Source organism: Alcanivorax sp., assembly GCF_019431375.1.
In the GTDB taxonomy this organism is placed as follows: domain Bacteria; phylum Pseudomonadota; class Gammaproteobacteria; order Pseudomonadales; family Alcanivoracaceae; genus Alcanivorax; species Alcanivorax jadensis_A.
Genome location: NZ_CP080267.1, coordinates 3742641 through 3762707, shown reverse-complemented (window position 1 = coordinate 3762707; position 20067 = coordinate 3742641). Strand labels below are relative to the sequence as shown.

Annotated in this window: 20 protein-coding genes and 1 tRNA gene; 12 read left to right on the top strand and 9 right to left on the bottom strand. The window is 59.6% G+C overall.

Annotated features, from left to right (window positions below):
- Positions 1-73 precede the first annotated feature (73 nt).
- Together KZ772_RS17660 and KZ772_RS17655 are read left to right on the top strand one after the other, a co-directional pair.
- The gene (locus tag KZ772_RS17660; RefSeq protein WP_290537734.1) at positions 74-1900 is read left to right on the top strand and encodes a serine protease; all 1827 of its coding nucleotides are present in this window, start codon (positions 74-76) and stop codon (positions 1898-1900) included.
- A gap of 122 nt (positions 1901-2022) precedes the next feature.
- Positions 2023-2838, top strand: a complete 816-nt coding sequence (locus KZ772_RS17655) for a putative RNA methyltransferase (RefSeq protein WP_290537733.1) — start codon at positions 2023-2025, stop codon at positions 2836-2838.
- A gap of 135 nt (positions 2839-2973) precedes the next feature.
- Here the strand turns inward: KZ772_RS17655 and KZ772_RS17650 are convergent, their stop codons facing one another.
- A complete protein-coding gene (locus KZ772_RS17650) occupies positions 2974-4581 on the bottom strand; it encodes an FAD-dependent monooxygenase (protein WP_290539498.1) in 1608 nt (535 codons plus the stop codon).
- A 115-nt stretch (positions 4582-4696) separates the two neighbouring features.
- Here KZ772_RS17650 and dinB point away from each other — a divergent pair, with 115 nt between their 5' ends.
- On the top strand, positions 4697-5800 hold the full coding sequence (gene dinB / locus KZ772_RS17645) for a DNA polymerase IV (protein ID WP_290537732.1): 1104 nt from the start codon (positions 4697-4699) through the stop codon (positions 5798-5800).
- A gap of 213 nt (positions 5801-6013) precedes the next feature.
- On the opposite strand, the gene KZ772_RS17640 is transcribed toward dinB, so the two are convergent.
- On the bottom strand, positions 6014-6229 hold the full coding sequence (locus KZ772_RS17640; RefSeq protein WP_290537731.1) for a hypothetical protein: 216 nt from the start codon (positions 6227-6229) through the stop codon (positions 6014-6016).
- A 398-nt stretch (positions 6230-6627) separates the two neighbouring features.
- Between KZ772_RS17640 and ppnN the strand changes: the two genes are divergently transcribed.
- Complete coding sequence (gene ppnN, locus KZ772_RS17635) at positions 6628-7995, top strand: nucleotide 5'-monophosphate nucleosidase PpnN (RefSeq protein ID WP_290537730.1); 1368 nt, start codon at positions 6628-6630, stop codon at positions 7993-7995.
- Between the two features lie 199 nt (positions 7996-8194).
- Here the strand turns inward: ppnN and KZ772_RS17630 are convergent, their stop codons facing one another.
- Complete coding sequence (locus KZ772_RS17630; protein WP_062816786.1) at positions 8195-8965, bottom strand: 3-hydroxyacyl-CoA dehydrogenase; 771 nt, start codon at positions 8963-8965, stop codon at positions 8195-8197.
- Positions 8966-9120: 155 nt separating this feature from the next.
- Between KZ772_RS17630 and egtB the strand changes: the two genes are divergently transcribed.
- The 3 genes from egtB to KZ772_RS17615 all read left to right on the top strand — a co-directional run bounded on the left by egtB (position 9121) and on the right by KZ772_RS17615 (position 12066).
- Positions 9121-10365: an ergothioneine biosynthesis protein EgtB gene (gene egtB / locus KZ772_RS17625; RefSeq protein WP_290537729.1), complete on the top strand. Its 1245-nt coding sequence runs from the start codon at positions 9121-9123 to the stop codon at positions 10363-10365.
- On the top strand, positions 10362-11330 hold the full coding sequence (gene egtD, locus KZ772_RS17620) for an L-histidine N(alpha)-methyltransferase (protein WP_290537728.1): 969 nt from the start codon (positions 10362-10364) through the stop codon (positions 11328-11330). Before egtB ends, egtD begins: the two co-directional genes overlap by 4 nt.
- Before the next feature lie 211 nt (positions 11331-11541).
- A complete protein-coding gene (locus KZ772_RS17615; protein ID WP_035249412.1) occupies positions 11542-12066 on the top strand; it encodes an acyl-CoA thioesterase in 525 nt (174 codons plus the stop codon).
- A gap of 157 nt (positions 12067-12223) precedes the next feature.
- Here KZ772_RS17615 and KZ772_RS17610 read toward each other — a convergent pair whose 3' ends face one another.
- Positions 12224-12817, bottom strand: coding sequence for a DUF2846 domain-containing protein (locus KZ772_RS17610; protein WP_290537727.1), 594 nt, complete (start codon positions 12815-12817; stop codon positions 12224-12226).
- 196 nt (positions 12818-13013) lie between these two features.
- Here KZ772_RS17610 and KZ772_RS17605 point away from each other — a divergent pair, with 196 nt between their 5' ends.
- The 5 genes from KZ772_RS17605 to KZ772_RS17585 all read left to right on the top strand — a co-directional run bounded on the left by KZ772_RS17605 (position 13014) and on the right by KZ772_RS17585 (position 17539).
- Positions 13014-13514: a DUF1289 domain-containing protein gene (locus KZ772_RS17605; protein WP_290537726.1), complete on the top strand. Its 501-nt coding sequence runs from the start codon at positions 13014-13016 to the stop codon at positions 13512-13514.
- Between the two features lie 172 nt (positions 13515-13686).
- A complete protein-coding gene (locus tag KZ772_RS17600; protein WP_290537725.1) occupies positions 13687-14310 on the top strand; it encodes a TetR/AcrR family transcriptional regulator in 624 nt (207 codons plus the stop codon).
- The gene (locus KZ772_RS17595; RefSeq protein WP_290537724.1) at positions 14310-15083 is read left to right on the top strand and encodes an SDR family NAD(P)-dependent oxidoreductase; all 774 of its coding nucleotides are present in this window, start codon (positions 14310-14312) and stop codon (positions 15081-15083) included. The genes KZ772_RS17600 and KZ772_RS17595 overlap by 1 nt, the downstream gene beginning before the upstream one ends.
- 14 nt (positions 15084-15097) lie before the next feature.
- Entirely contained in the window at positions 15098-16582 is a 1485-nt protein-coding gene (locus tag KZ772_RS17590; protein ID WP_290537723.1) for an NAD(P)/FAD-dependent oxidoreductase, read from the top strand.
- A gap of 18 nt (positions 16583-16600) precedes the next feature.
- Positions 16601-17539 carry a patatin-like phospholipase family protein gene (locus KZ772_RS17585; RefSeq protein ID WP_290537722.1) on the top strand — a complete coding sequence of 313 codons (939 nt, stop codon included), beginning with the start codon at positions 16601-16603 and terminating at the stop codon, positions 17537-17539.
- A 45-nt stretch (positions 17540-17584) separates the two neighbouring features.
- Here KZ772_RS17585 and KZ772_RS17580 read toward each other — a convergent pair whose 3' ends face one another.
- From KZ772_RS17580 to KZ772_RS17560, 5 genes are all read right to left on the bottom strand, one after another.
- Positions 17585-17797, bottom strand: a complete 213-nt coding sequence (locus KZ772_RS17580; protein ID WP_290537721.1) for a hypothetical protein — start codon at positions 17795-17797, stop codon at positions 17585-17587.
- A 55-nt stretch (positions 17798-17852) separates the two neighbouring features.
- Entirely contained in the window at positions 17853-18050 is a 198-nt protein-coding gene (locus tag KZ772_RS17575; protein WP_290537720.1) for a hypothetical protein, read from the bottom strand.
- Positions 18051-18241: 191 nt separating this feature from the next.
- Positions 18242-18326, bottom strand: a tRNA-Leu gene (locus tag KZ772_RS17570).
- A 45-nt stretch (positions 18327-18371) separates the two neighbouring features.
- Positions 18372-19052 (bottom strand): hypothetical protein, encoded by a 681-nt coding sequence (locus tag KZ772_RS17565; protein WP_290537719.1) that lies wholly within the window; start codon positions 19050-19052, stop codon positions 18372-18374.
- A 55-nt stretch (positions 19053-19107) separates the two neighbouring features.
- The gene (locus tag KZ772_RS17560) at positions 19108-19971 is read right to left on the bottom strand and encodes a hypothetical protein (RefSeq protein ID WP_290537718.1); all 864 of its coding nucleotides are present in this window, start codon (positions 19969-19971) and stop codon (positions 19108-19110) included.
- Positions 19972-20067 lie beyond the last annotated feature (96 nt).

Sequence of the window (20067 nt, the reverse complement as noted above, 5' to 3'; positions counted from 1 at the left end):
CCTACATCTTTCAGCGTTTACCGCACCTAGAATGCCGCCTTTTGGGCATTCTGATTCATCTGGGGAATTTCACATGAAGTACCGCTTCATTGCCGCACTGGCTTCCACGCTGGCCTGCAGCACCTTGTTCGCTGCAACCGCCTCACCAAGAGTTGTCGGCGGGGACACCGCTGACACTGGCTGGAACACACTGGTTGCATTGATTGATAAACAGAGGAAACAGGACGCCATTGAAACGGAACATCCTCTCCCTGTTGGCATGGGACAGGTCTGCGGAGGCACCTTGCTGTCCCGAGACTGGGTGCTTACTGCAGCACACTGTGTCCGCTCCGGTATCGTTACTACCCCGGCCAGTGAACTCGAACTCCTGGTCGGCAGCCAGACTCTGGATGTGCCGGCGAATAGCCCCCTGCTGCTGAATGCAGCGTCCATCATTGTCCACGCGGGCTACAACAAAGATACTTTTGAAAACGATATCGCATTGATTAGGCTTGCAGAACCAGCTGAAACAGGCAGTCCGAATATCCATACCGGGGTGCTGGCCAAGCTTGATACCGATAACACCCTGGAAAACCTTGTCAGCTACGATGACATTCTCAGCGTATTAGGCTGGGGGGTCGCCACTTATGAGAACCGGGACGAAGACCCCGATCTGGAACCCGTGGCGTTTGTGGAGCTTCAAGAAGTAGCGCTGGACTATGTCACCAATGCATCGTGCCAGACCACCATTGATCTCTATACCAATGGCGACCAGATTCTTGATACCATGCTCTGCGCCAATGAACCGTCACCCGATGCTGGCGACCCCTTTGGCGAAGACTCCTGCCATGGCGATAGTGGTGGCCCACTGTTCCTGACCAGCTCAACACTGAATGACAGCCCTCAGGTCGGCATTACCAGTTTTGGCTATTCCCTGGATGACAAATGTGGCAACCCGGAGATCCCTTCTGTCTATACCCGGGTCTCCCAATATCTCGACTGGATCGAACAGCAAACCAGCAGTGAAAACCTTGCGCTCCGTGATCTCACTATTGCTGAGGGTGACAACAATTTTCAGGGATTCGCGAGCATCGATTTCCAGGTTCCGGTAGAAAACGCAGGTACCCGGGGAGCGACTGATTTCTCGCTTGTCATTGAACACCCCAAGGCATTCACCCTGACACCATCTGCAACACAAGCCGGGCTGTCCTGCTCCCCTTCTGACAGCGGCGTTACCGAATGCGTTTATGACGGCGAGGCCATCGCCGGCGGCTCAGCCAAACCCTTGGCCTTTACAACGGTTGATGCCAACAGCCAAAGCGGCATCGCTGTTCCCTTCCAGGTCTCTGTCGAGTTGGATAACAACCGGGATTACCATCGCCTTAACAACAGCGGCACTATCACCTTGCAACTGGGCCAGCCCGAACTGTCCATTACCGCAGAGCCGGTCTGTCTGTCCAACCGAAATAACGGCGTGGAAATGCGCATCGAAGCAAACGTGGCCAACCTGGACGATGTGATTGATTCCACAGGCACTTTTGCCTTCGGCTCACTACCGGAAACGATCACTCTGCTTAGCAAGAGAAGCACATCCTGTACCGTGGAAGACGGCGACTACGAATGTGAGCTCGGCCTGCTGGAAGCCGGTACAGAACGAACCTCAACCATTGCGATCAAGGCCGCAGCTGAAACCACCGAAACCATTTCAATCAATGTGGATAGCGACAACGGCGCGCAGGCAGGCTCCGTTCTGCAGGCCAACGTTGCACTGAATTTCAGTCGCGAAGACCTTGAGGAATGCCCCAGTGTGGCACCTCCCGCTACTCTGGCACCGGGCGGTTCTGGCGGTGGCGGCGGCAGCCTGCCGGTTGGATTACTTTCCATGATGATGCTGTTAGGTCTTTATCGCCGCAAAGCCTGAGCATCAATCAGAACCACGAAAAGGGCCAGCCGTTGCTGGCCCTTTTTTATTGTCTGCATAATTTGCGACAATGCAGCCCTCTTCCACTGCCAAATGTGTCCTTCCCGGGCCGCATCCAAACCATGCCCACTCTCAAATGCCCCAGCTGCGACCTGCCCCTGCAACTCACCGGCAACAGCTGGCAGTGCGACAATGGCCATCGCTTTGACCGTGCCAAACGCGGCTATACCAACCTGCTGCTGGCCCAGCATCGGCGTTCCCGCGCACCCGGTGACGACAAGGCCATGGTGCAGGCGCGCACGGCCTTTTTGGAACTGGGCCGTTATCAGCCGCTGGCCGATGCGCTGCTTGCCGGGCTGGAAGAGGATGATCAGCCCTGGCTGGATATCGGTTGCGGGGAAGGCTGGTATACCTGCCAGTTTGCCCAGCGGCTGGGGAGCGACAACGGCGTGGGCGTGGATATTTCCAAGTTTGCCGTGGATGCGGCGGCAAAACGTGACAAGGCGCTGACCTGGCTGGTGGCCAGTGGCGCGCGGCTACCCTTGTTCGACGCCAGCCAGCAGCGCGTGTTTGTGCTATTCACCCGGCTATTCACCGATGATATTGCCCGGGTGCTGAAGCCTGGTGGCGAACTGATTGTGGTAGGTACCGGCGAACAGCACTTGCTGCCCCTGCGCGAAGCACTCTATGAAGAGGTGCGGCAATCCGGGTTCGACGCCGGCAAGTTTCTGGATAAACGTTTTGCCCAAATCGACAGCCAGGACATCCACCTGGAGTGGATTCCCGATGACGAACAGGAACTGCAGAACCTGCTGGCCATGACCCCGCACCACTGGCGCGCCAAACCGGAGGCCAAAGCCGGTATCGGCAAGCTCGCCGGCAAGACCATGAATGCGCACTTTGTGATTCAGCGGTGGACAAAAGAAGTGAACAGTTAACAGTTAATAGTGAACAGCGCCGCGCCCAGCGTCGTTTCTGTTCTTAAACGCAAGAAGCCGCGCCCAGCCTCTGGGCGCGGCTTCTTTGCTATGAATACAGCAAGCGTTTTCCGCGCAACTGTTAACTATTCACTGTTAACTGTTAACTCTCCCCAGCACCGTATCCAGATACTCCAGCAAGTGATCGGCGTTGCTCACCGGTGCCCGGTAAGCCAGGTGCCCGTCAGGGCGCATCAGCCACATTCTCGGGCCCTCGCCGAAGGCAGCGGCAAACTCGCCCTGATGGTCCCGCCAAATACGAATGGTGCCTTCCCTGGGGATCTGATCCACCGGCGTATCCCGGCTTACGACTACGGTCAGGTGAACGCGCTCACGGTATTCCTGGCCCAGACGATCACTGAGCGCATACAGCACCAGCCGCTCTTTATGGCTCGGGCTCTCGCCCAATTGCAGCAACAGGTGGTGAACCGGTTTGCGCAGCAGATCGTGGAGTTGATGAAAGTGACCGGTACGCACGGAACTCAAGGCGGCATCAGGCAGCCGGTCACCGGGCAACGGGCCCCGATTGCGCCAACCCAGTTCCGCTTCCGGGCCACAGCTCACCAGTGGCGATTGCCGGTAGTGCACATCCAGCTGGCTGGCAGTGCGCAGCAAGCGCCGGGTCAACCCGGGCCGCCCGCCGGCCATTTTCAGCAGGGAATCGCGGGTGCGGCGCAGCATGGGCAGCTTCACCAGTGAGGCCCGCGACAGCAGATCCACCCCGTGCAGCATTTTCTCCGCCACCGGTTTGCGCTCCTGCTCGTAACTGTCGAGCAAGGCACCGCTGCCATAGCCCTTGAGGTAGAACGCCAGTTTCCAGCTCAGGTTGAAGGCATCGGCCAGACCGGTGTTCATGCCCTGGGCACCCAACGGGCTCTGCACATGGGCCGCATCGCCGGCCAGAAACACCCGGTTGCGACGGTAGTGATGGGCCAGCCGCCGTTGCACGGAAAAGCGGCTGATCCAGCGTGGCTCGCCCAGCGCCGGGGCCTCACCAAGAATACTGGTAAGCCGATCCGTGAAGGGCTGCAGACTCAGCTCGCCTTCCCAGGCCTGATCGCGGGCCATGATCAACCGCCAGCCCGTTGGCAGCGGCAAGGCAATAAGCGGGCCTTCTTCCTGCAAAAAACCGTGGGAACTGTCGCTGCGCCAGGGTCCCTGCCAGTCCACGTCTGCCAGCAGGAAATGTTCATCGTAATCAACGCCATTGAAGCCGATACCCAACTGCTGGCGTACGGTGGAACCAACCCCATCGGCCCCGACCAGCAGGCCACAGGTGATGGTTTCCACCTCGGTGCCCTGTCGCACCCGGGCGCGAACGCCGGCGCCATCCTGGGTAAAATCCAGCAATTCAGTGCCGCGGATCAGCTCGCCGCCAAGACTGCGATAACGTTCGGTCAGGGCTTTTTCCACATCAGACTGGGGGCAGCTCAGCACCCAGGGGTACGGGGCATCCAGGGTGGTCAGATCCAGCTCGAACAGGAAGCCCTTGTCACCATAAACAGAGACCGCCCGCATGGTGCGCGAGGCCTTGCGGATCGGTGCCAGCACTTCCAGGGCAGCAAAAATTTCCAGGGTACGGGCATGCAGCCCCAGCGCCCGGGACCAGGGAGACGGCTCGGCGAGCCGGTCGATGATGCAGCAATCTATGCCGTGTCGACGCAGGCCGATCCCCAGCGCCAGGCCGGTGGGGCCAGCGCCAATAATCAGGACCTGCGGTGTGCGGTTACCGGTAATGCCGATGTTACACTCTCCTCAGGGTTGCCCATGCGGCACAGGCAACCCGATTTTCAATCCTGCCACTTCCCAGAGTTCATTCATGGCACAGGCCTCACGCAAGATTATCCACGTGGACTGCGACTGCTTCTACGCCGCCGTGGAAATGCGTGACGACCCGTCCTTGCGCAACCGACCTGTGGCCGTGGGGGGCGATCCCCACCGACGCGGCGTTATTGCTACCTGCAATTACCCGGCCCGTCACTTCGGCGTGCATTCAGCCATGGCCTCATCCCAGGCCCTACGCCTGTGCCCGGAACTGGTGATTGTACCCCCCAACTTCGACAAGTATCGCAAGGTCTCCGCACAGATCCATGACATCTTCCGCCGTTACACCAGCTTGATCGAGCCGTTGTCACTGGACGAGGCATTTCTGGACGTGAGCACCAGTGAGCAGTTCGATAATAGCGCAACCCGCATTGCCGAGGCGTTAAGACAGGATATTCGCCGGGAACTGGGTATTACCGTGTCCGCCGGCGTGGCGCCCAACAAGTTTCTCGCCAAGGTGGCCAGCGACTGGCGCAAACCAGACGGGCTCTTTGTGATTCCGCCGGCCCGGGTGGACGCCTTCGTGGCCGCCCTGCCGGTGAAAAAGATTTCCGGGGTGGGCCGGGTTACTGCCGAGCGCATGGCCGGGCTCAATCTGCACACCTGTGGAGACCTGCAGGGCATGAGCCGGCTGGAGCTCTCCCAGCACTTCGGCAGCTTCGGCGAGCGGCTCTATCATCTGAGTCGCGGCGAGGATAATCGCCCTGTACAAACCGGCCGACGACGCAAATCCGTATCCGTGGAGCGCACCTACGACAAGGATCAGCCCGATCTGACTGCCTGGCTGCGGGAACTGGATGGGCTACTGGAAAAGCTCAAGACCCGCTTCGCCAGGCTGGACCAGCATTATCTGATCAGCGGACTCACCGCCAAGGTCAAGTATCAGGATTTCGTCAGCTTAAGCTGCGACAAGGCAGGCGACGATCTGGATCCGGCCCATTTCGAGGCGCTGCTGCGACAACTGTGGGAACGCCGCCAAGGCCCCGCCCGCCTGATCGGCATCGGCGCCCGCCTGCGTGACCTGAAAGCCCCGCAGCAGCCGGATTTGTTTCCGGAAGAAAGAGAGAAAGCGTTGCGGCAGCAGCGTAACCGGCTGTGAAAATCAGCTACAAGCCACAAGCTTCAAGCTGCAACACGGGCCCGGTGCATTGCCATCGAAGTAGCCCGCTAGCCGGGATTCAAACGTAACAAGCCATTAGGTGATAAGGCCGGCCAGTTCTCAGACCATTTTTTCCTGCTCTCAGCGCGGGGCCGGAGGCCCCAGGTTGGCACCACCCGACCTCCGTGTTGCAGCTTGAAGCTTGTAGCTTTCTCAATGCACCCGCTGACAGACGCGGTTATGCAGGTGGGCCGGAATCAGCCCGTCCATCAGTTCACGACCCCGACGCTGTACCGGCTCCATCTGGGCGTCCAGATAGGCATCCAGGGTGGCCACGCAATCGGCGCAACGGTTCACAGTATCCGTATCCGGGTGCTCGGAGGCGGCCTTGACCGCCTGTTCCAGCTGATTCAGATATTTGAGCAACATGCTTTGCTCCAGGTAAAACCTCATTAACGGGCCGGCTTTCGCCGGTTCCCAATCGACCAAGTATGGCGATCCTTCAAGACAGCCAAATGACACAGATCAACCATGCAGTCAGTGTGCCAGACCTGGTAGAGATTGGGACGCTTGTGGTGACTAGGCGTTCCCGGGAAATTGTAAAAGAGTCTGTCGAGCCTCCATCGCAACTCTTCACTCACAGGGATTGTCATCTGGGGTACTCTTGGCAAATGTCGCTGTCTTTGGGATGGGCAGCGACGGTTTGACCGCCCTGCGGTTGGCTTCCTTGCCAGAGCAAGGTTCGCGCCTCAAGCGGCGCGGCTGCGTAGCCGATCAAGGCGGCTAAATTTGCCTGAATAACGATTATTTGCGACGGACCCGACCCTATGACCGAAACGGTATCCACCATTGTTGCCCCGGAAGGCAGCCTGGAAGTGCTCAGCCAGCACGAAGTCGAACGCCTGCGTGACACCTCCGGCAGCGGCCTGCACGAGCTGCTGCGCCGTTGCGCCCTGGCGGTGCTCAACTGCGGCACCCCCACCGATGACAGCCGCCAGGTCCTGGAGACCTACAAGGATTTTGATATCGAGGTCATCCAGGAAGATCGGGGACTGCGGCTCAAGGTAGACAATGCCCCCGCCGGGGCCTTCGTGGACGGACGCATGATTCGTGGCATCCGCGAGCACCTGTCTGCGGTGTTGCGCGATATCGTCTATGTGGCCAACGAAATCCAGAATAACGACAGCTTCAACCTGAGCAGCAGCCAGGGCATCACCAATGCGGTATTCCATATTCTCCGCAATGCAGGGGCACTGCGGGCAGGATCCTCGCCCAATATGGTGGTGTGCTGGGGCGGTCACAGTATTTCCCGGGAGGAATACGACTACAGCAAGAGCGTGGGCTATCAGCTTGGCCTGCGCCACAAGGATATCTGCACCGGCTGCGGTCCCGGTGCCATGAAGGGCCCCATGAAGGGCGCCCATGTGGCCCACGCCAAACAGCGATTCAAGGGTGGACGCTATCTGGGGATCTCCGAGCCCGGCATCATCGCCGCCGAGGCCCCCAACCCCATCGTCAACGAGCTGGTGATCATGCCGGATATCGAGAAACGGCTGGAGGCATTTCTGCGGGTGGGGCACGGCATCATCGTGTTTCCTGGCGGGGTCGGCACCACCGAGGAAATCCTTTATCTACTCGGCGTGCTACTGCATCCGGACAATGCAGATATGCCCTTGCCGGTCGTTTTCACCGGCCCGGCCAGTAGTGCGGACTACTTTCGCCAGGTTGATGCCTTTATCCGTGAGACGCTGGGAGACAGCGCGGCGCAACGTTACCAGATCATCATCGACGACCCGGAAGCCGTGGCCCTGGCCATGTGCGTGGGCATCGACCGCCTCACCCTGTTCCGCCGTGACAATGACGACGCTTTCTATTTCAACTGGCGATTGAATATTCCCCTGGAATTCCAGCAACCCTTCGAGCCCACCCACGAGGCCATGGCCGGCCTGGATCTCAGCCCCAACCAGCCGGTCCATCTGCTGGCCGCCAACCTGCGTCGGGCCTTCTCCGGCATCGTCGCCGGCAACGTGAAGGAACAGGGCATCCACGCCATCGAACAACATGGCCCCTACCGCCTGCACGCCCCGGGTGAGCTGATGACACACCTGGACGAGCTGCTCAAGGCGTTTGTGGAACAGCACCGTATGAAGCTGCCGGGGAGTCATTACGAGCCGTGTTATGCGTTGGTGGGGTGAAGGAAAGGAACTAGCTTCTAGGCAAAACGTTCCGTAGGAGCGGCGCTTGAGCCGCGAACTTACTTGCGAAGGCATTTCCAAAAACGCTTCGCGGCTCAAGCGCCGCTCCTACGGCAGCTTCGTAGAATGCAAAAAGCCCCGGAATCCCGGGGCTTTTTCGTTTCACTCGTAGCTCGAAGCTAGTCGCTCGCAGCGGCTCTCACCGAGGCTGCATACGAATACCACCGTCAATACGGATGGTCTCGCCGTTGAGGAAGCTGTTCTCGATCATGTGGCAGACCAGCTGAGCGTATTCCGCCGGGTTACCCAAACGCTTGGGGAACTGGGTCATTTCGATCAGCGGCATTTTTACCTTGTCCGGTGCGGCGTTCATCAGCGGGGTGTTGAAGATGCCTGGGGCGATAGTGTTGCAACGGATCCCCAGCGGCGCCAGGTCGCGAGCGATGGGCAGGGTCATGCCTACCACACCCCCTTTGGTGGCCGCATAAGCCACCTGGCCTACCTGGCCGTCAAAGGCTGCCACGGAGGCAGTGTTCACGATCAGACCACGCTCGTTGTCTTCGCCCGGCTCGTTTTCCGCCATGGCGGCAGCGGCCAGACGGGCCACGTTGAAGGTACCGATCAGGTTGATCTTGACCACCATGTTGAACACGCCCAGATCATGAGGCTTGTTCTCACGGCCAACGGTCTTCATGGCGGAGCCCACACCGGCACAGTTCACACACACATGGATGGCACCGAATTTTTCCACCGTGGCGTCGATGGCCGCTTTCACGGACTCCTCGTCAGTCACATCGGTCTGTACAAACGCCGCATTGGCGCCCAGCTCCGCCGCCACTTCCGGGCCGCGCTTGTCGTCACGATCCAGAATCATGACCTTGCCACCCTTGGCGATAATGGCTTCGGCCGTGGCCTGGCCCAGACCGGACGCAGCGCCGGTAATCACGGCCACTTTATCGGTAATATTCATATGCTCTCCTTGTGGTTAACGGGCGGTTACTGCTCCAGCTGCAACAGCCCATTACAAATGCTGCCCGGCAGTATACCCAGCCCGCTCACGTGTCACATTGTTGCTTTCGCTCAAACTGGGTGCCAATCTTTGACAACCGGCCAGGAGGGAAAACCTTGCCAGATACTGCCAGACAGGACGCCAACGCCACCTTGGTGACACGCTACCAGCGTATTCGGGCCTTCAGCGAACAGCTCTGCGCCCCCCTGCTCACTGAGGACATGGGCCTACAGGCCTGCGCCGACGTGAGCCCGCCACGCTGGCACCTGGCTCACACCACCTGGTTCTTCGAAACCTTTCTTCTCAAGCCACACCTGCCCGGCTACCGGGTGTTCCAGCCGCAATTCGAATACCTGTTCAACAGCTACTACAACGGCATTGGTGAGCAGTTTTCCCGCCCGCAACGCCACCTCTTGTCACGCCCCACCGGCGAGGAAGTCCATGCCTGGCGACAACAGGTGGATCAGGCCATGATGCGTCTTATCGACACACAACCGGCACTGGCAGATCGGGTCACGCTGGGACTCAATCATGAGCAACAGCACCAGGAACTGCTGCTGACCGACCTGAAATACAGCCTCTCCTTCAATCCCCTGGCCCCCGCTATCGGCCAGCCGCTGACCGCAACAGACAAGGTTGCACCACTGAGCTTTACGACTTTCAACGGCGGCCTGGTGGACATCGGTGCCAGCGGCAATGACTTTGCCTTCGATAACGAGACGCCCCGCCACCGGGTCTGGCTGGAGCCATTTTCACTGGCCAACCGACCGGTCACCAATGGCGAATTCTGCGCCTTTATCGAGGATGGCGGCTATCGCCGGCCGGAATTATGGCTGTCGGACGGCTGGGCCTGGGTGCAGGCGCAACATAGCCAGCGGCCACTGTACTGGCACGAGGACCTTGACCGGCACTTCACTCTGGCAGGGCTACAACCGTTACACCATGGGCAGATTCTCGCCCACGTGAATTACTACGAAGCGGATGCTTATGCCCGCTGGGCCGGCAAGCGCCTGCCCACGGAACAGGAATGGGAGCACGCAGCGGCGTCGCAACCACTGGAAGGGGGATTTGTGGACAACGGCATCTACCAGCCCGGCCATGCCCGCGATACTGACCTGGCTCATCTGTTCGGCGATGTCTGGGAGTGGACCGCCAGCGCCTACCTGCCCTACCCGGGTTTCCAGGCTGCAGCCGGCGCCGTGGGCGAGTACAACGGCAAGTTCATGTGCAACCAGATGGTACTTCGTGGCGGCTCCTGCGCCAGCAGTCGGGAGCATCTTCGAGCCAGTTATCGTAATTTCTTCTACCCTCACCACCGCTGGCAGTTCAGCGGCATCCGGCTTGCGGGAGGCCCGTCGTGAACCAACAACAGCTCGGCCCAAACCTGACCTTCTTCGACCTGCATCCCCCCACCACCGACATGCTTGCCGAAGTCAGTCAGTCCCTGCGCTCGCCCACGCCGACGCTGCACCCCAAATTCTTCTACGACGAAACCGGCTCTACCCTGTTCGACCGGATCACCCGCACCCCGGAGTACTACCCCACCCGTACCGAAGCGAGCTTGCTGCATTGCTACGCCGACGAGATTCAGTCACGGCTGGACGGCATCCATACCATCGCCGAACCCGGTGCCGGCAGCTGTAAAAAGGTGCGGGTATTACTGGATGCCTGGCAACCGGCCCATTACATGCCACTGGAGATCTCCCGGGAGTGTCTGTTGGGCGCCTCACGGCGCCTGGCCCACGACTTCCCCCAAATACAGATCAGTGCCGTCTGCGCGGATTATTGCCAGGCCATGGCCATGCCCGAGGGCCTGCAACAACCGGGTCGCCTGGTCTTTTTCCCCGGCTCCACCATCGGCAATTTTGAACCTGCCCAGCGGGCCACTTTCCTGCGCGGCCTGCGCGATCTGGCCGGCCCCGGCGGCTCCCTGCTTATAGGGGCAGATCTGCAGAAACCGCCCGAACGACTCCACGCCGCCTATAATGATGCAGGAGGACTCACTGCCGCCTTCAATCTGAATGCACTGCATCATTTGAACCGGGAACTGAATTGTGGCTTCGATACCGACACCATGCGCCATCTGGCATTTTATAACAGCGCACAAAACCGTATCGAGATGCACCTGGAATGCCTACAGGACCAACATATCCAGCTCGGCGACACAGGCCTGACATTGACCGCCGGTACCCGCATTCATACGGAAAATTCCTACAAATTCACCGTGGAAGGGTTTTCCGCCGAACTGGTCACCGCCGGTTTTACCCCTGCCGCCTGCTGGACCGATAGCGACAACCTGTTCAGCCTGCATCTGGCCTGCGCCTGAGCAACGTCCCGGGATCATAACCAACCCCCACCTGCCCGCAACACACGGCAGATCTTTGCCGGAACCACAAAGACTGTAAAACCGGGCACTTTGACATCAGCGAATAGTGTGAACTGGCACTGGTACCGTTATACTGAACTGCGTTTTTTTGCCGATTCAGTCTTCGAAAGAATAAAAGGGGTCACGGACTGCCGTGGCATAGGGAGATCGGATGCTTGAACTGATCAGTGCGGCTCGCCGTCGTAAACGGCCGCCTACACACCAGCTGTTTGATGTTGTCACCCAGGAATACCGGGTGGGGTTGCTGGATATTGACCTGAACATGCATCTGAACAATGCCAAATACCTGAAGTTCATGGATCGCTGCCGGCTGGAACACGCGGTGGTCACCGGGTTGCTCAACCGCATGATCGAAGCGCGCTGTAATGGCGTGGTGGCCAACACCGAGATTTCCTACATTCGCGAGCTGCGCCCGTACCAGCAATTCCAGGTTCACACCCGCATTCTCGGCTGGGACGACAAATACGTGTACTACGATCAGCGCTTCGAATCCCAGCGTAAACTGCACACCCATGCCCTGCTGCGGGTGGCCAACGTCTACGGTGGCAAATCCATCAGCCCCCAGACCCTGCAGGAAATCACCGGCTTCAATCAAACCTCCCCGGCCCTGCCAGAGTACGTGGAACAGTGGAAGCGACTGCTGCAGACCAAGCGGCGACTGACGGAGAGTGACTAGTTACGAGCTGCTAGCGGCTAGCTACTAGCTAAAACCGCCCACACCGTAGGAGCGGCTTCGTAGAAAGGTTATTCCTCTCCACACAGCAAAAAGCCCCGGCATGCCGGGGCTTTTTTGTTTTTGCTAGAAGCTAGTAGCTAGCCACTCGCAGCTAACATTATTCCGTCGTATACGTATAAAACGGCGCCCAGCGCGGAACCTTGCTGTCGCGACCCGCGTAGTAGACGCCAGGCTCATCCAGACGCAGATCGGCGATCTCACGCAGGGCCACGGCACGGGGGACCTGCTGCAACGGCCCGGCCTGCTGGTAGTTTTCCGGGTCGGCGACCAGTTCTTCCATATCCAGCGGACGGGTTTCCGAGTAGCGGAAGTAGTAGTCCTTGCCCCCTTCCACTTCCAGCGGCATCTCGAACACCATCTTCAGATAGAGCACGCTAAGCGGACGGCGGGCGTAGAAATCGTGGGTGCCGGCGGGCAATTCCAACCAGCTGTAGGCACCGGCCTTGAGACCGAACAGCTGCGAGGCATCCAGGAAGAACACCGGTGCCTGTACCTCTTCATAGCCCCAACGGGTAATCGGACGATAGATATAGACCATGGCATTACGCGGATCCAGCGTGTCCATGGGTTTGAAGGTTTTGCCTTGGGGGGCATGGATAAAGGCACCGGGGGTCGAGGGAACTCCCAGGCCGAGGCCGGAACATCCCGAAAGCATCCACAGGCAAGCTGCCAGCAACACAGCCAATCGCATTATTATTCTCCAGTGATGCCGCTTCCCGTTAGCCTGGGGCGACCCTGTTTATTATTCCGCGCAAGATAGTGCTTATGAAGGAGCTAACTATGGCCGATTTGCGGGTATTGCTCAAGATTAAGGTGGCTGCTCAAATTCCCACCAAGTGATTCGCTTCTCCCCTCCCCTGCCCCGCCTTTTCTGCTAATCTTCCGCCATGGCAGTCAATCGCATTCACACCCCCTGTATCGGCGTCTGTTCCACCGTGTTCGGTGATACGGTCTGTCGTGGCTGTCGCCGTTTCAGCCACGAAGTGGTGCACTGGAACGGGTACAGTAACGAAGAAAAGCGAATCGTCTGGAAGCGGCTGAATCTGCTGCTCTGCCAGGTAGTGGACAACTACTTCCAGGTCACCGATGCGGACCGGCTGGCGGCGGAGATGGACTTCCAGAATCTGCGCTACCAGACCCAGCTTTCCCCCCAGGGCTGGGTACCGGAGCTGCTCAAGGCCGCCGGCAAGCAACAGATCCCCTACGATCGTTTCGGCCTGCGCGCCCTGCCCCCAACCCAGGGCCTGTTACCTCGGGAGCTCTACGATCAGATCAGTGCTGAATGCCACGCCCTGGCCCAGGCCCACTACGACCGCTCCTACGCCCGCCCAGTTACCCTCGCCGCGGAACTCACCGAGCTTGCCGCACGGGAAAAGGGGTTGATCTAACTCCCTGCCCCCAGCTACGAGCTACGAGCTACGAGCTTACCGGTTTTAGCTCGTAGCTAGAGGCTAGTAGCTAGCCGCTATCATTTGTCCCCAAATGACCCTTCCACAAAAACATCACTCAATGGCACAGTTACGGAATGAATATTCATTCACTGCCTGAGTGAGACCAATCATGGCCACCCCTGCCCCGGTTACCCCGGTCGACAACAAGGAAAGCCGCAAGCATGAGCAGATCATCCAGGCCGCGTTGCGGGTGTTTGCCGAGCATGGCTTGCACGGCACACCGGTGCCGCCTATCGCGGCGGAAGCCGGTGTAGGTGTGGGTACCCTGTATCGCTATTTCGACAGCAAGGAAGCGCTTATCAACGCCGTGTTCCGGGACAGCAAGAACCGTCTCAAGGAACGCCTGCTCAGCGATCTCGACCTGCTTCATCCCTCGCGCAACCTGTTCGACAACCTCTGGGCCCGGCTCACCGCCTTTGCCCGCGAGGAACCGGACGCCTTCCGCTTTCTGGAAATGCAGGATCATCACAGCTACCTGGACCCGGAAAGCCGCCACCAGGAGCAAGCCCTGCTGATCCCCCTGGGAATCATGGTGGTCATCGGCCAGCGCACCGGCCTACTCAGCAACACCATGAAACCGGACCTGGCCATTGCCCTGTTCTGGGGGGCTTTCGTGGGTGTCTTCAAGGCTGAGCGGCTGGGCTATCTGACTTTAGGTGACGACGACCTGAAACGGGCGCGGGATGCCTGCTGGCTCGCCATCGCCAATCACGACAACAAAGGCACTCAATAATGAAATCCACCCATGTATTGATCACCGGCGGGGCCGGCGCCATCGGCAGCCAGCTCGCTGGCCAGTTTCGGCAGCACCACCCGGACGCGCGCATCACCCTGGTGGACCTGAATGCTGACGCCCTCGCCCAGATCGCTGACAAGCACGGCGCCGAGACGGAAACCTGCGACCTGACAGATATCGGTGCCCTGCCCGCCTGGTGGCAGTCGTTGGTGGACCGTCGCGGGCCGGTGGACGTGCTGGTCAACTGCGCCGGCATCATGGACATCATCAGCATCACCGGCACCGGCTGGGAGCAGGGCAAGCGACTCCTGGATATCAACTTCACCGCCCCCATGCGGCTGATGGACCTGGCCCTACCGGCCATGGTGGAGGCCCGCAACGGCTGTGTGATCAATGTGGCCAGCATGGCCGGACGTGTGCCAATTCGGGGTTGCAGCTATTACGGTGGCGCCAAGGCCGGTATCGGCCTGGCATCGGAAATCGCTCGGCTGGATCTGAAAAAGCAGGGCGTCAACGTGATCACGGTGTACCCAGGCCCGATTCATTCCGGCCTGGAAAGCCATGCCCGCAGCCAGGTCAAGAAAGGGCCGATATCCCGCTATATCCCCACCGGCAAACCGGAGGTGCTAGCCGAGCGCATCTATCGCACCTTCCGCAAGGGCGGCGCCCGGGTGATCTACCCGGATATCTACGCCCTGGCCAAACAGGTAGCCAACCTGAATCTGACCAACCGGGCGATGGATTTCTTCAGCCCACAACCGAACCAATAACCACGGACTCTCCCATGACACAGCAAGCCAACACTCCCATTTACGACGTCCTGATTGTGGGCGCCGGCATCAGCGGCATTGGCCTGGCCATTCGCCTAAAGGAAGCCGGGTTCGGTAACTTTGTAATCCTGGAAAAAGCCGCCGACCTGGGCGGCACCTGGCGGGACAACACCTACCCGGGCTGCGCCTGCGATGTGCCCTCGGCGTTGTATTCCTATTCCTTCGCCCAGAAACCGGACTGGAGCCGGGCCTTCGCCGGGCAGGCGGAAATTCTCGACTATGTCCGCGACACTGCTAACCGCCACAACATTCCCGGTTTTATTCGCTTCAATCAGGCGGTAGATCGGGCCCAATGGCGGGAAAGCAAAAACCTCTGGGAAGTGCAGACCGGCGATCAGCTCTACCTGGCCCGCACCGTGGTGGCCTGCTCCGGCTATCTGCACGAGCCGATCATTCCCAACATCCCCGGCCTGAAGGATTTTCAGGGCAAGCTGTTCCATTCTTCCCGCTGGGACCATGATCACGACCTGAGCGGCGAGAAGGTGGCGGTGATCGGCACCGGCGCCTCGGCGATCCAGTTCGTGCCGGAAATTCAGCCCAAGGTACAACAGCTCACCCTGTTCCAGCGCACCCCGCAATGGGTGCTGCCCAAGCCGGATCACCCCATCCCCAAAATCGAGGAAAACTTCTTCCGCCTGCCGTTCACCCTGAACGCTTGGCGCAAGACCCTTTACGGCGGCTTTGAAGCCTTCGGTATCGGCTTTCGCAAACCGGCGCTGCTGCGACAGATCCAGAAAATGGGCGAGGCGCATATCCGCCTGGCCATCAAGGACCCTGCCCTGCGCGAGAAACTGACCCCGGATTACACTCTGGGCTGCAAGCGGGTACTGATGAGTAACCAGTATTACCCGGCACTCAATCAGGACAATGTGGATGTGTTCGCCACCGGCCTGCGGGAAGTGCGCGGCAATACGCTGGTGGGTCAGGACGGCAGCGAGTGCGAGGTGGACACGATCATTCTGGGTACCGGGTTCTTCGTCACCGAGCCGCCCATTGCCGATCACATCTTCAACGATGCGGGCGAGTCGCTCAGCCAGCTCTGGAAGGACGGCATGCAGGCCTACCGGGGTACCACCATCGCCGGCCTGCCGAACGCTTTCATGGTGCTGGGCCCGAATCTTGGTATCGGCCACAACTCCGCCTTTATCGTCATCGAGGCGCAGATCAACTATATCCTCAGTACCCTGCAAACCATGCGCGACCAGCAACTGAGCCGGGTGGAAGTGAACGCCGACAGCCAGAAAACCTACAACCGCAAGGTCCAGAAAGACCTGCAGGGCACGGTCTGGAACACCGGCGGCTGCTCCAGCTACTACCTGGACAAGAACGGCTTTAACAGCGTGGGCTTCCCCTGGAGCACCCTGGAAATGCAGCGTCTGCTCAAGCACTTTGATGCGGAAAACTACTCGCTCACAGCCGCCACCCAACCCGTCTTTTAATGTGAACAGGCCAGAATCATGACAAACAACACCCCATCTCCCCGTCGCGCCCTGGTTCTGGGCTGTGGCGGCGTCGCTGGCGGCGCCTGGTCCATCGCCGCCCTGCACCATCTCGAGCAGCAACTGGGCTGGGACGCCCGTGACGCAGACATCCTCATCGGCACCTCGGCAGGGGCGGTGCTGGCCACCCTACTGGGCAGCGGCATTAGCGTGGATCAGCTGCTGTCCTGTCAGCAGGGCACCCGTCAACAATGTCGCTGGGATCACGACAGCGATACCGGCGGCGCCTTGCCACCGCTACCCGCGGCCAGCCTCACCGGCGCCAAACTTGCCCTGAAAGGCTTACGTGGAGACGTCTCCCCATTGACCGCCTTCTGCGGACTACTGCCCCGGGGCCAGTTCGATATGACACCTTTCCGGCGCTTGGTTGACGACGCTACGGGGGGCGCAGACTGGGTAGCCCATCCGGCCACCTGGATCATGGCTGTGGATACCACCAGCGGCAAACGAGTGGCTTTCGGTAAAGGCGGCGCACCGCGGGCCCACATCCGCGACGCGGTCTGTGCGTCCTACGGGGTGCCCTTCTGGTGCCCACCGGTAAGCCTGGGCAACCGCAACTACATCGACGGCGGCGTGGCCTCCCCCACCTCGGCGGATCTGCTGGTGGACAGCGCCGTGGACGAGGTCATCATTCTTGCCCCCATGGCCTCACGGCAACCGGACAAGCCCCGCTCGCCCCTGGCAGTCATCGAACGGCGGGTACGCCGTTACATGACCGGTATCGTGGATCGGGAAGTGAACAAACTGGAAAAGGCGGGCAAGAGAGTGATTCGTCTGGAGCCCAATGCGGACGACCTGAAAGCCTTTGGTTTCAATATGATGGACCCTGCTCGCCGCCGCCAGGTGCTGGACACGGCGTTAGTGACCACGCCTGTAACGGTACAAAACGCGCTTTAGTCAGGTAACGCGGGGAGGTTTGCCGGGCGACCTCCCTCGTATTGCCTAGAGTGAGTCCACCGCCGCGATCAGCGACGCCTTGATCTCATGCAGGGAACCGTGTGCCGCCTGGCCCTCGGCGTGGATTAACCCGCCCAACACCAACGCCCCCACCGCCAACGCCACCAGCGCCAGCAGCCGCACGCGGTCGGCTTCAAGCTTTCGTGCCGCCGGAAACTGGCCGGTCTTTCGGTTCCTGTCTTGTGTGTGCACTCGCATAATGCCACCTCCCCTTTAGTTCTACCCGGGGCAAGGCGAACTCGCAAGTGCCGCCCTAAGCGTGCAAGGAGCATTCCGGGCAAAAGCGCAGAGTGCGGAAATACAGCTTGGCCACCGGCAAGGCGTGAATACAGTGAGTGAAATCCCCCAGGTAAATGCGCTGATCGTTTTCATTTGGCAACTGCTGACAATTCACCGTGTGGATTTCCCAGGTGTCGTCATCGGCCATGATCTTGCTGAGGTAATACCGCATACCCTTCCCCGATTAGCGGATTCGACAAGGGGGCATGTTATGGATTTGAGACGTGAACGGTATGAAAAGAAAGTAAAAACTGGCAAGGAATACATTAACTTGATAGCGACCCTGACCCGGATGTCCCGCGACCAAAGATGCCAAAAAACAAAAGGCCGTAACAGCAACGCTGTTACGGCCTTTCTTTGAGATGGTGCGCCAGGAGGGAGTTGAACCCCCACACCTCTCGGCACCAGAACCTAAATCTGGCGTGTCTACCAATTCCACCACTGGCGCAATGGGCGGCTATTCTAGCAGGCTAATCGTTAATTACCAGCGGGATCAGCCGCCCTGGAGAATCCGGTAGAGCGCCTGCAGGTCCTTGTCGATTTTCGCTACCTTGCCCGCCAGGGCGGACACCTCGGCACTGTTGTCTGATACCGGTTGTGCCACGGGGGTGGTGGCCGGTTGCGGTCGGTCGGCCAGGCTGCTGATCCGTGAGGACAGGCCTTTCAGTCTACTGTCCATGTCGTCCAGGCGAGTGGCCAGCTCAGCGCTCTCCTGGCTGCTGTTACGCTGCTTGGCCAGGGCCACGGTAAGCCCGCGTACCTTGGCATTCAGCTCGCGCAGATCGTCACGCAGGCTGGTCACCGCCGCATTACCGGGGGCGGCCTCGGTTGAGTACAGGGCGGGCGCTTTTTCAACACTGCGTGCGTCTTCCTGCCCCTGGCGTTCGGAGGCCAGCTGATAGTATTGCTGTCGCAATTCGCTGAGCTCACGGCTGGTTTCGCTGTTGGCCAACCACTGGCTGGCGGCCAGCAACAGGGCGATGACCGCCAGCACCAGCGACAACCACAGCAAGCCGGAATGGCCGCCTTCGCTGACCGATATCGGTTTGTGTTTTTTCTGGGGCCCCAGCGTCACCGGCTCTAGGTCCGGCCCCGGTACTGGGGTGGCTACCGCCAGCACATCCTGATTCAGCCCCTGTAAACGCCGTTCTTTACTTTCCGGCAACTTGGCCATGGCAAGACGCTCTTTTACTTGTTGTTTTTAGCTGATCACCACCCCCCGTGGTCTATCAGCGCCCTTCCAGTTTATCCAAACGGCTGTTTACCTGCAGCCGATAGGCATCAAAAGCAGCAACCGCTGCTTCCGTATCATCCACCCGGTCCTTCAGCGATGCCAGCCCGGCCTGGGCTTTCTCCAGCTTGGCAAGACCGTTTTTCAGGCTTTGCTGCTGGCTTTCCAGTTGATTGATGTTTTCCGCCAACACATCTACCTGGGTCTGCATCTGGCTGATACGGGTCTGCCACTGCTCACTGCTCTTGTTCACTGCGGTCACCGCACTGTCCACCTGCTTCTTCAGGGCGGCGGTGTCCTTGCTGATGCCCTGCAGTTTGCCATCCACGCCAGCCTGGGCCTTTTTTACCTCATTGAGGGTGGCGGACAAGGCGGTCAACTTCTTGCTCTGCTCGTCAATATCCGCCCGGTTACGCTTGTTGCTCAGATCCCAGAGTTTGCGGATTTCAGTGTTGTTTTCTTCCAGCTTCTTGCCCTGGGTGCGAACCGTATCCAGCAGCTTGTCGGAGGACTGGTTCAGGCTCTCGTCGGTGGCAGACAACCGGGACTGGAGGTTGCCCAGCTCTTGGCTGGATTCCGAGATGCGCTCGTCCATCTGTGTCTGCAGCACGGTCATCTGTTTCTGGAACCAGACGCCCATGACGGCGATCAGTACCACCAGCACCAGGCAGGCAATCATCCAGCCACCGCCGCTACCATGGGAGGCTGGCGGTGTTTTTTTTGGGGCCTTGGGCGGCTTCCCCGCGCCCTTGCCGGACGGCTTGTTGTTGCCTGCGGAAGAGGGCCGGCGACCCGCATCACCATGGTCATCCACGGAGACATCATTCAGATTACCCAGATTTACTTCACGATCTCGCGTCATTCCTGTGTCCTGCAATCCCGGCTAATAGCCTGATTGATGGCGATTGATAGATAGTGCCATGGGGGGGCACCGCTGCGCTGCCGAACAGCGCCCATT

Excerpts from the sequence above, each read along its gene's own strand:
- KZ772_RS17660 (WP_290537734.1), top strand. The coding sequence starts at position 74 with ATGAAGTACCGCTTCATTGCCGCACTGGCTTCCACGCTGGCCTGCAGC.
- KZ772_RS17655 (WP_290537733.1), top strand. The coding sequence starts at position 2,023 with ATGCCCACTCTCAAATGCCCCAGCTGCGACCTGCCCCTGCAACTCACC.
- dinB (WP_290537732.1), top strand. The coding sequence starts at position 4,697 with ATGGCACAGGCCTCACGCAAGATTATCCACGTGGACTGCGACTGCTTC.
- KZ772_RS17640 (WP_290537731.1), bottom strand. The coding sequence starts at position 6,229 with ATGTTGCTCAAATATCTGAATCAGCTGGAACAGGCGGTCAAGGCCGCC.
- ppnN (WP_290537730.1), top strand. The coding sequence starts at position 6,628 with ATGACCGAAACGGTATCCACCATTGTTGCCCCGGAAGGCAGCCTGGAA.
- KZ772_RS17630 (WP_062816786.1), bottom strand. The coding sequence starts at position 8,965 with ATGAATATTACCGATAAAGTGGCCGTGATTACCGGCGCTGCGTCCGGT.
- KZ772_RS17615 (WP_035249412.1), top strand. The coding sequence starts at position 11,542 with ATGCTTGAACTGATCAGTGCGGCTCGCCGTCGTAAACGGCCGCCTACA.
- KZ772_RS17610 (WP_290537727.1), bottom strand. The coding sequence starts at position 12,817 with ATGCGATTGGCTGTGTTGCTGGCAGCTTGCCTGTGGATGCTTTCGGGA.
- KZ772_RS17605 (WP_290537726.1), top strand. The coding sequence starts at position 13,014 with ATGGCAGTCAATCGCATTCACACCCCCTGTATCGGCGTCTGTTCCACC.
- KZ772_RS17600 (WP_290537725.1), top strand. The coding sequence starts at position 13,687 with ATGGCCACCCCTGCCCCGGTTACCCCGGTCGACAACAAGGAAAGCCGC.
- KZ772_RS17595 (WP_290537724.1), top strand. The coding sequence starts at position 14,310 with ATGAAATCCACCCATGTATTGATCACCGGCGGGGCCGGCGCCATCGGC.
- KZ772_RS17590 (WP_290537723.1), top strand. The coding sequence starts at position 15,098 with ATGACACAGCAAGCCAACACTCCCATTTACGACGTCCTGATTGTGGGC.
- KZ772_RS17585 (WP_290537722.1), top strand. The coding sequence starts at position 16,601 with ATGACAAACAACACCCCATCTCCCCGTCGCGCCCTGGTTCTGGGCTGT.
- KZ772_RS17580 (WP_290537721.1), bottom strand. The coding sequence starts at position 17,797 with ATGCGAGTGCACACACAAGACAGGAACCGAAAGACCGGCCAGTTTCCG.
- KZ772_RS17575 (WP_290537720.1), bottom strand. The coding sequence starts at position 18,050 with ATGCGGTATTACCTCAGCAAGATCATGGCCGATGACGACACCTGGGAA.
- KZ772_RS17565 (WP_290537719.1), bottom strand. The coding sequence starts at position 19,052 with ATGGCCAAGTTGCCGGAAAGTAAAGAACGGCGTTTACAGGGGCTGAAT.
- KZ772_RS17560 (WP_290537718.1), bottom strand. The coding sequence starts at position 19,971 with ATGACGCGAGATCGTGAAGTAAATCTGGGTAATCTGAATGATGTCTCC.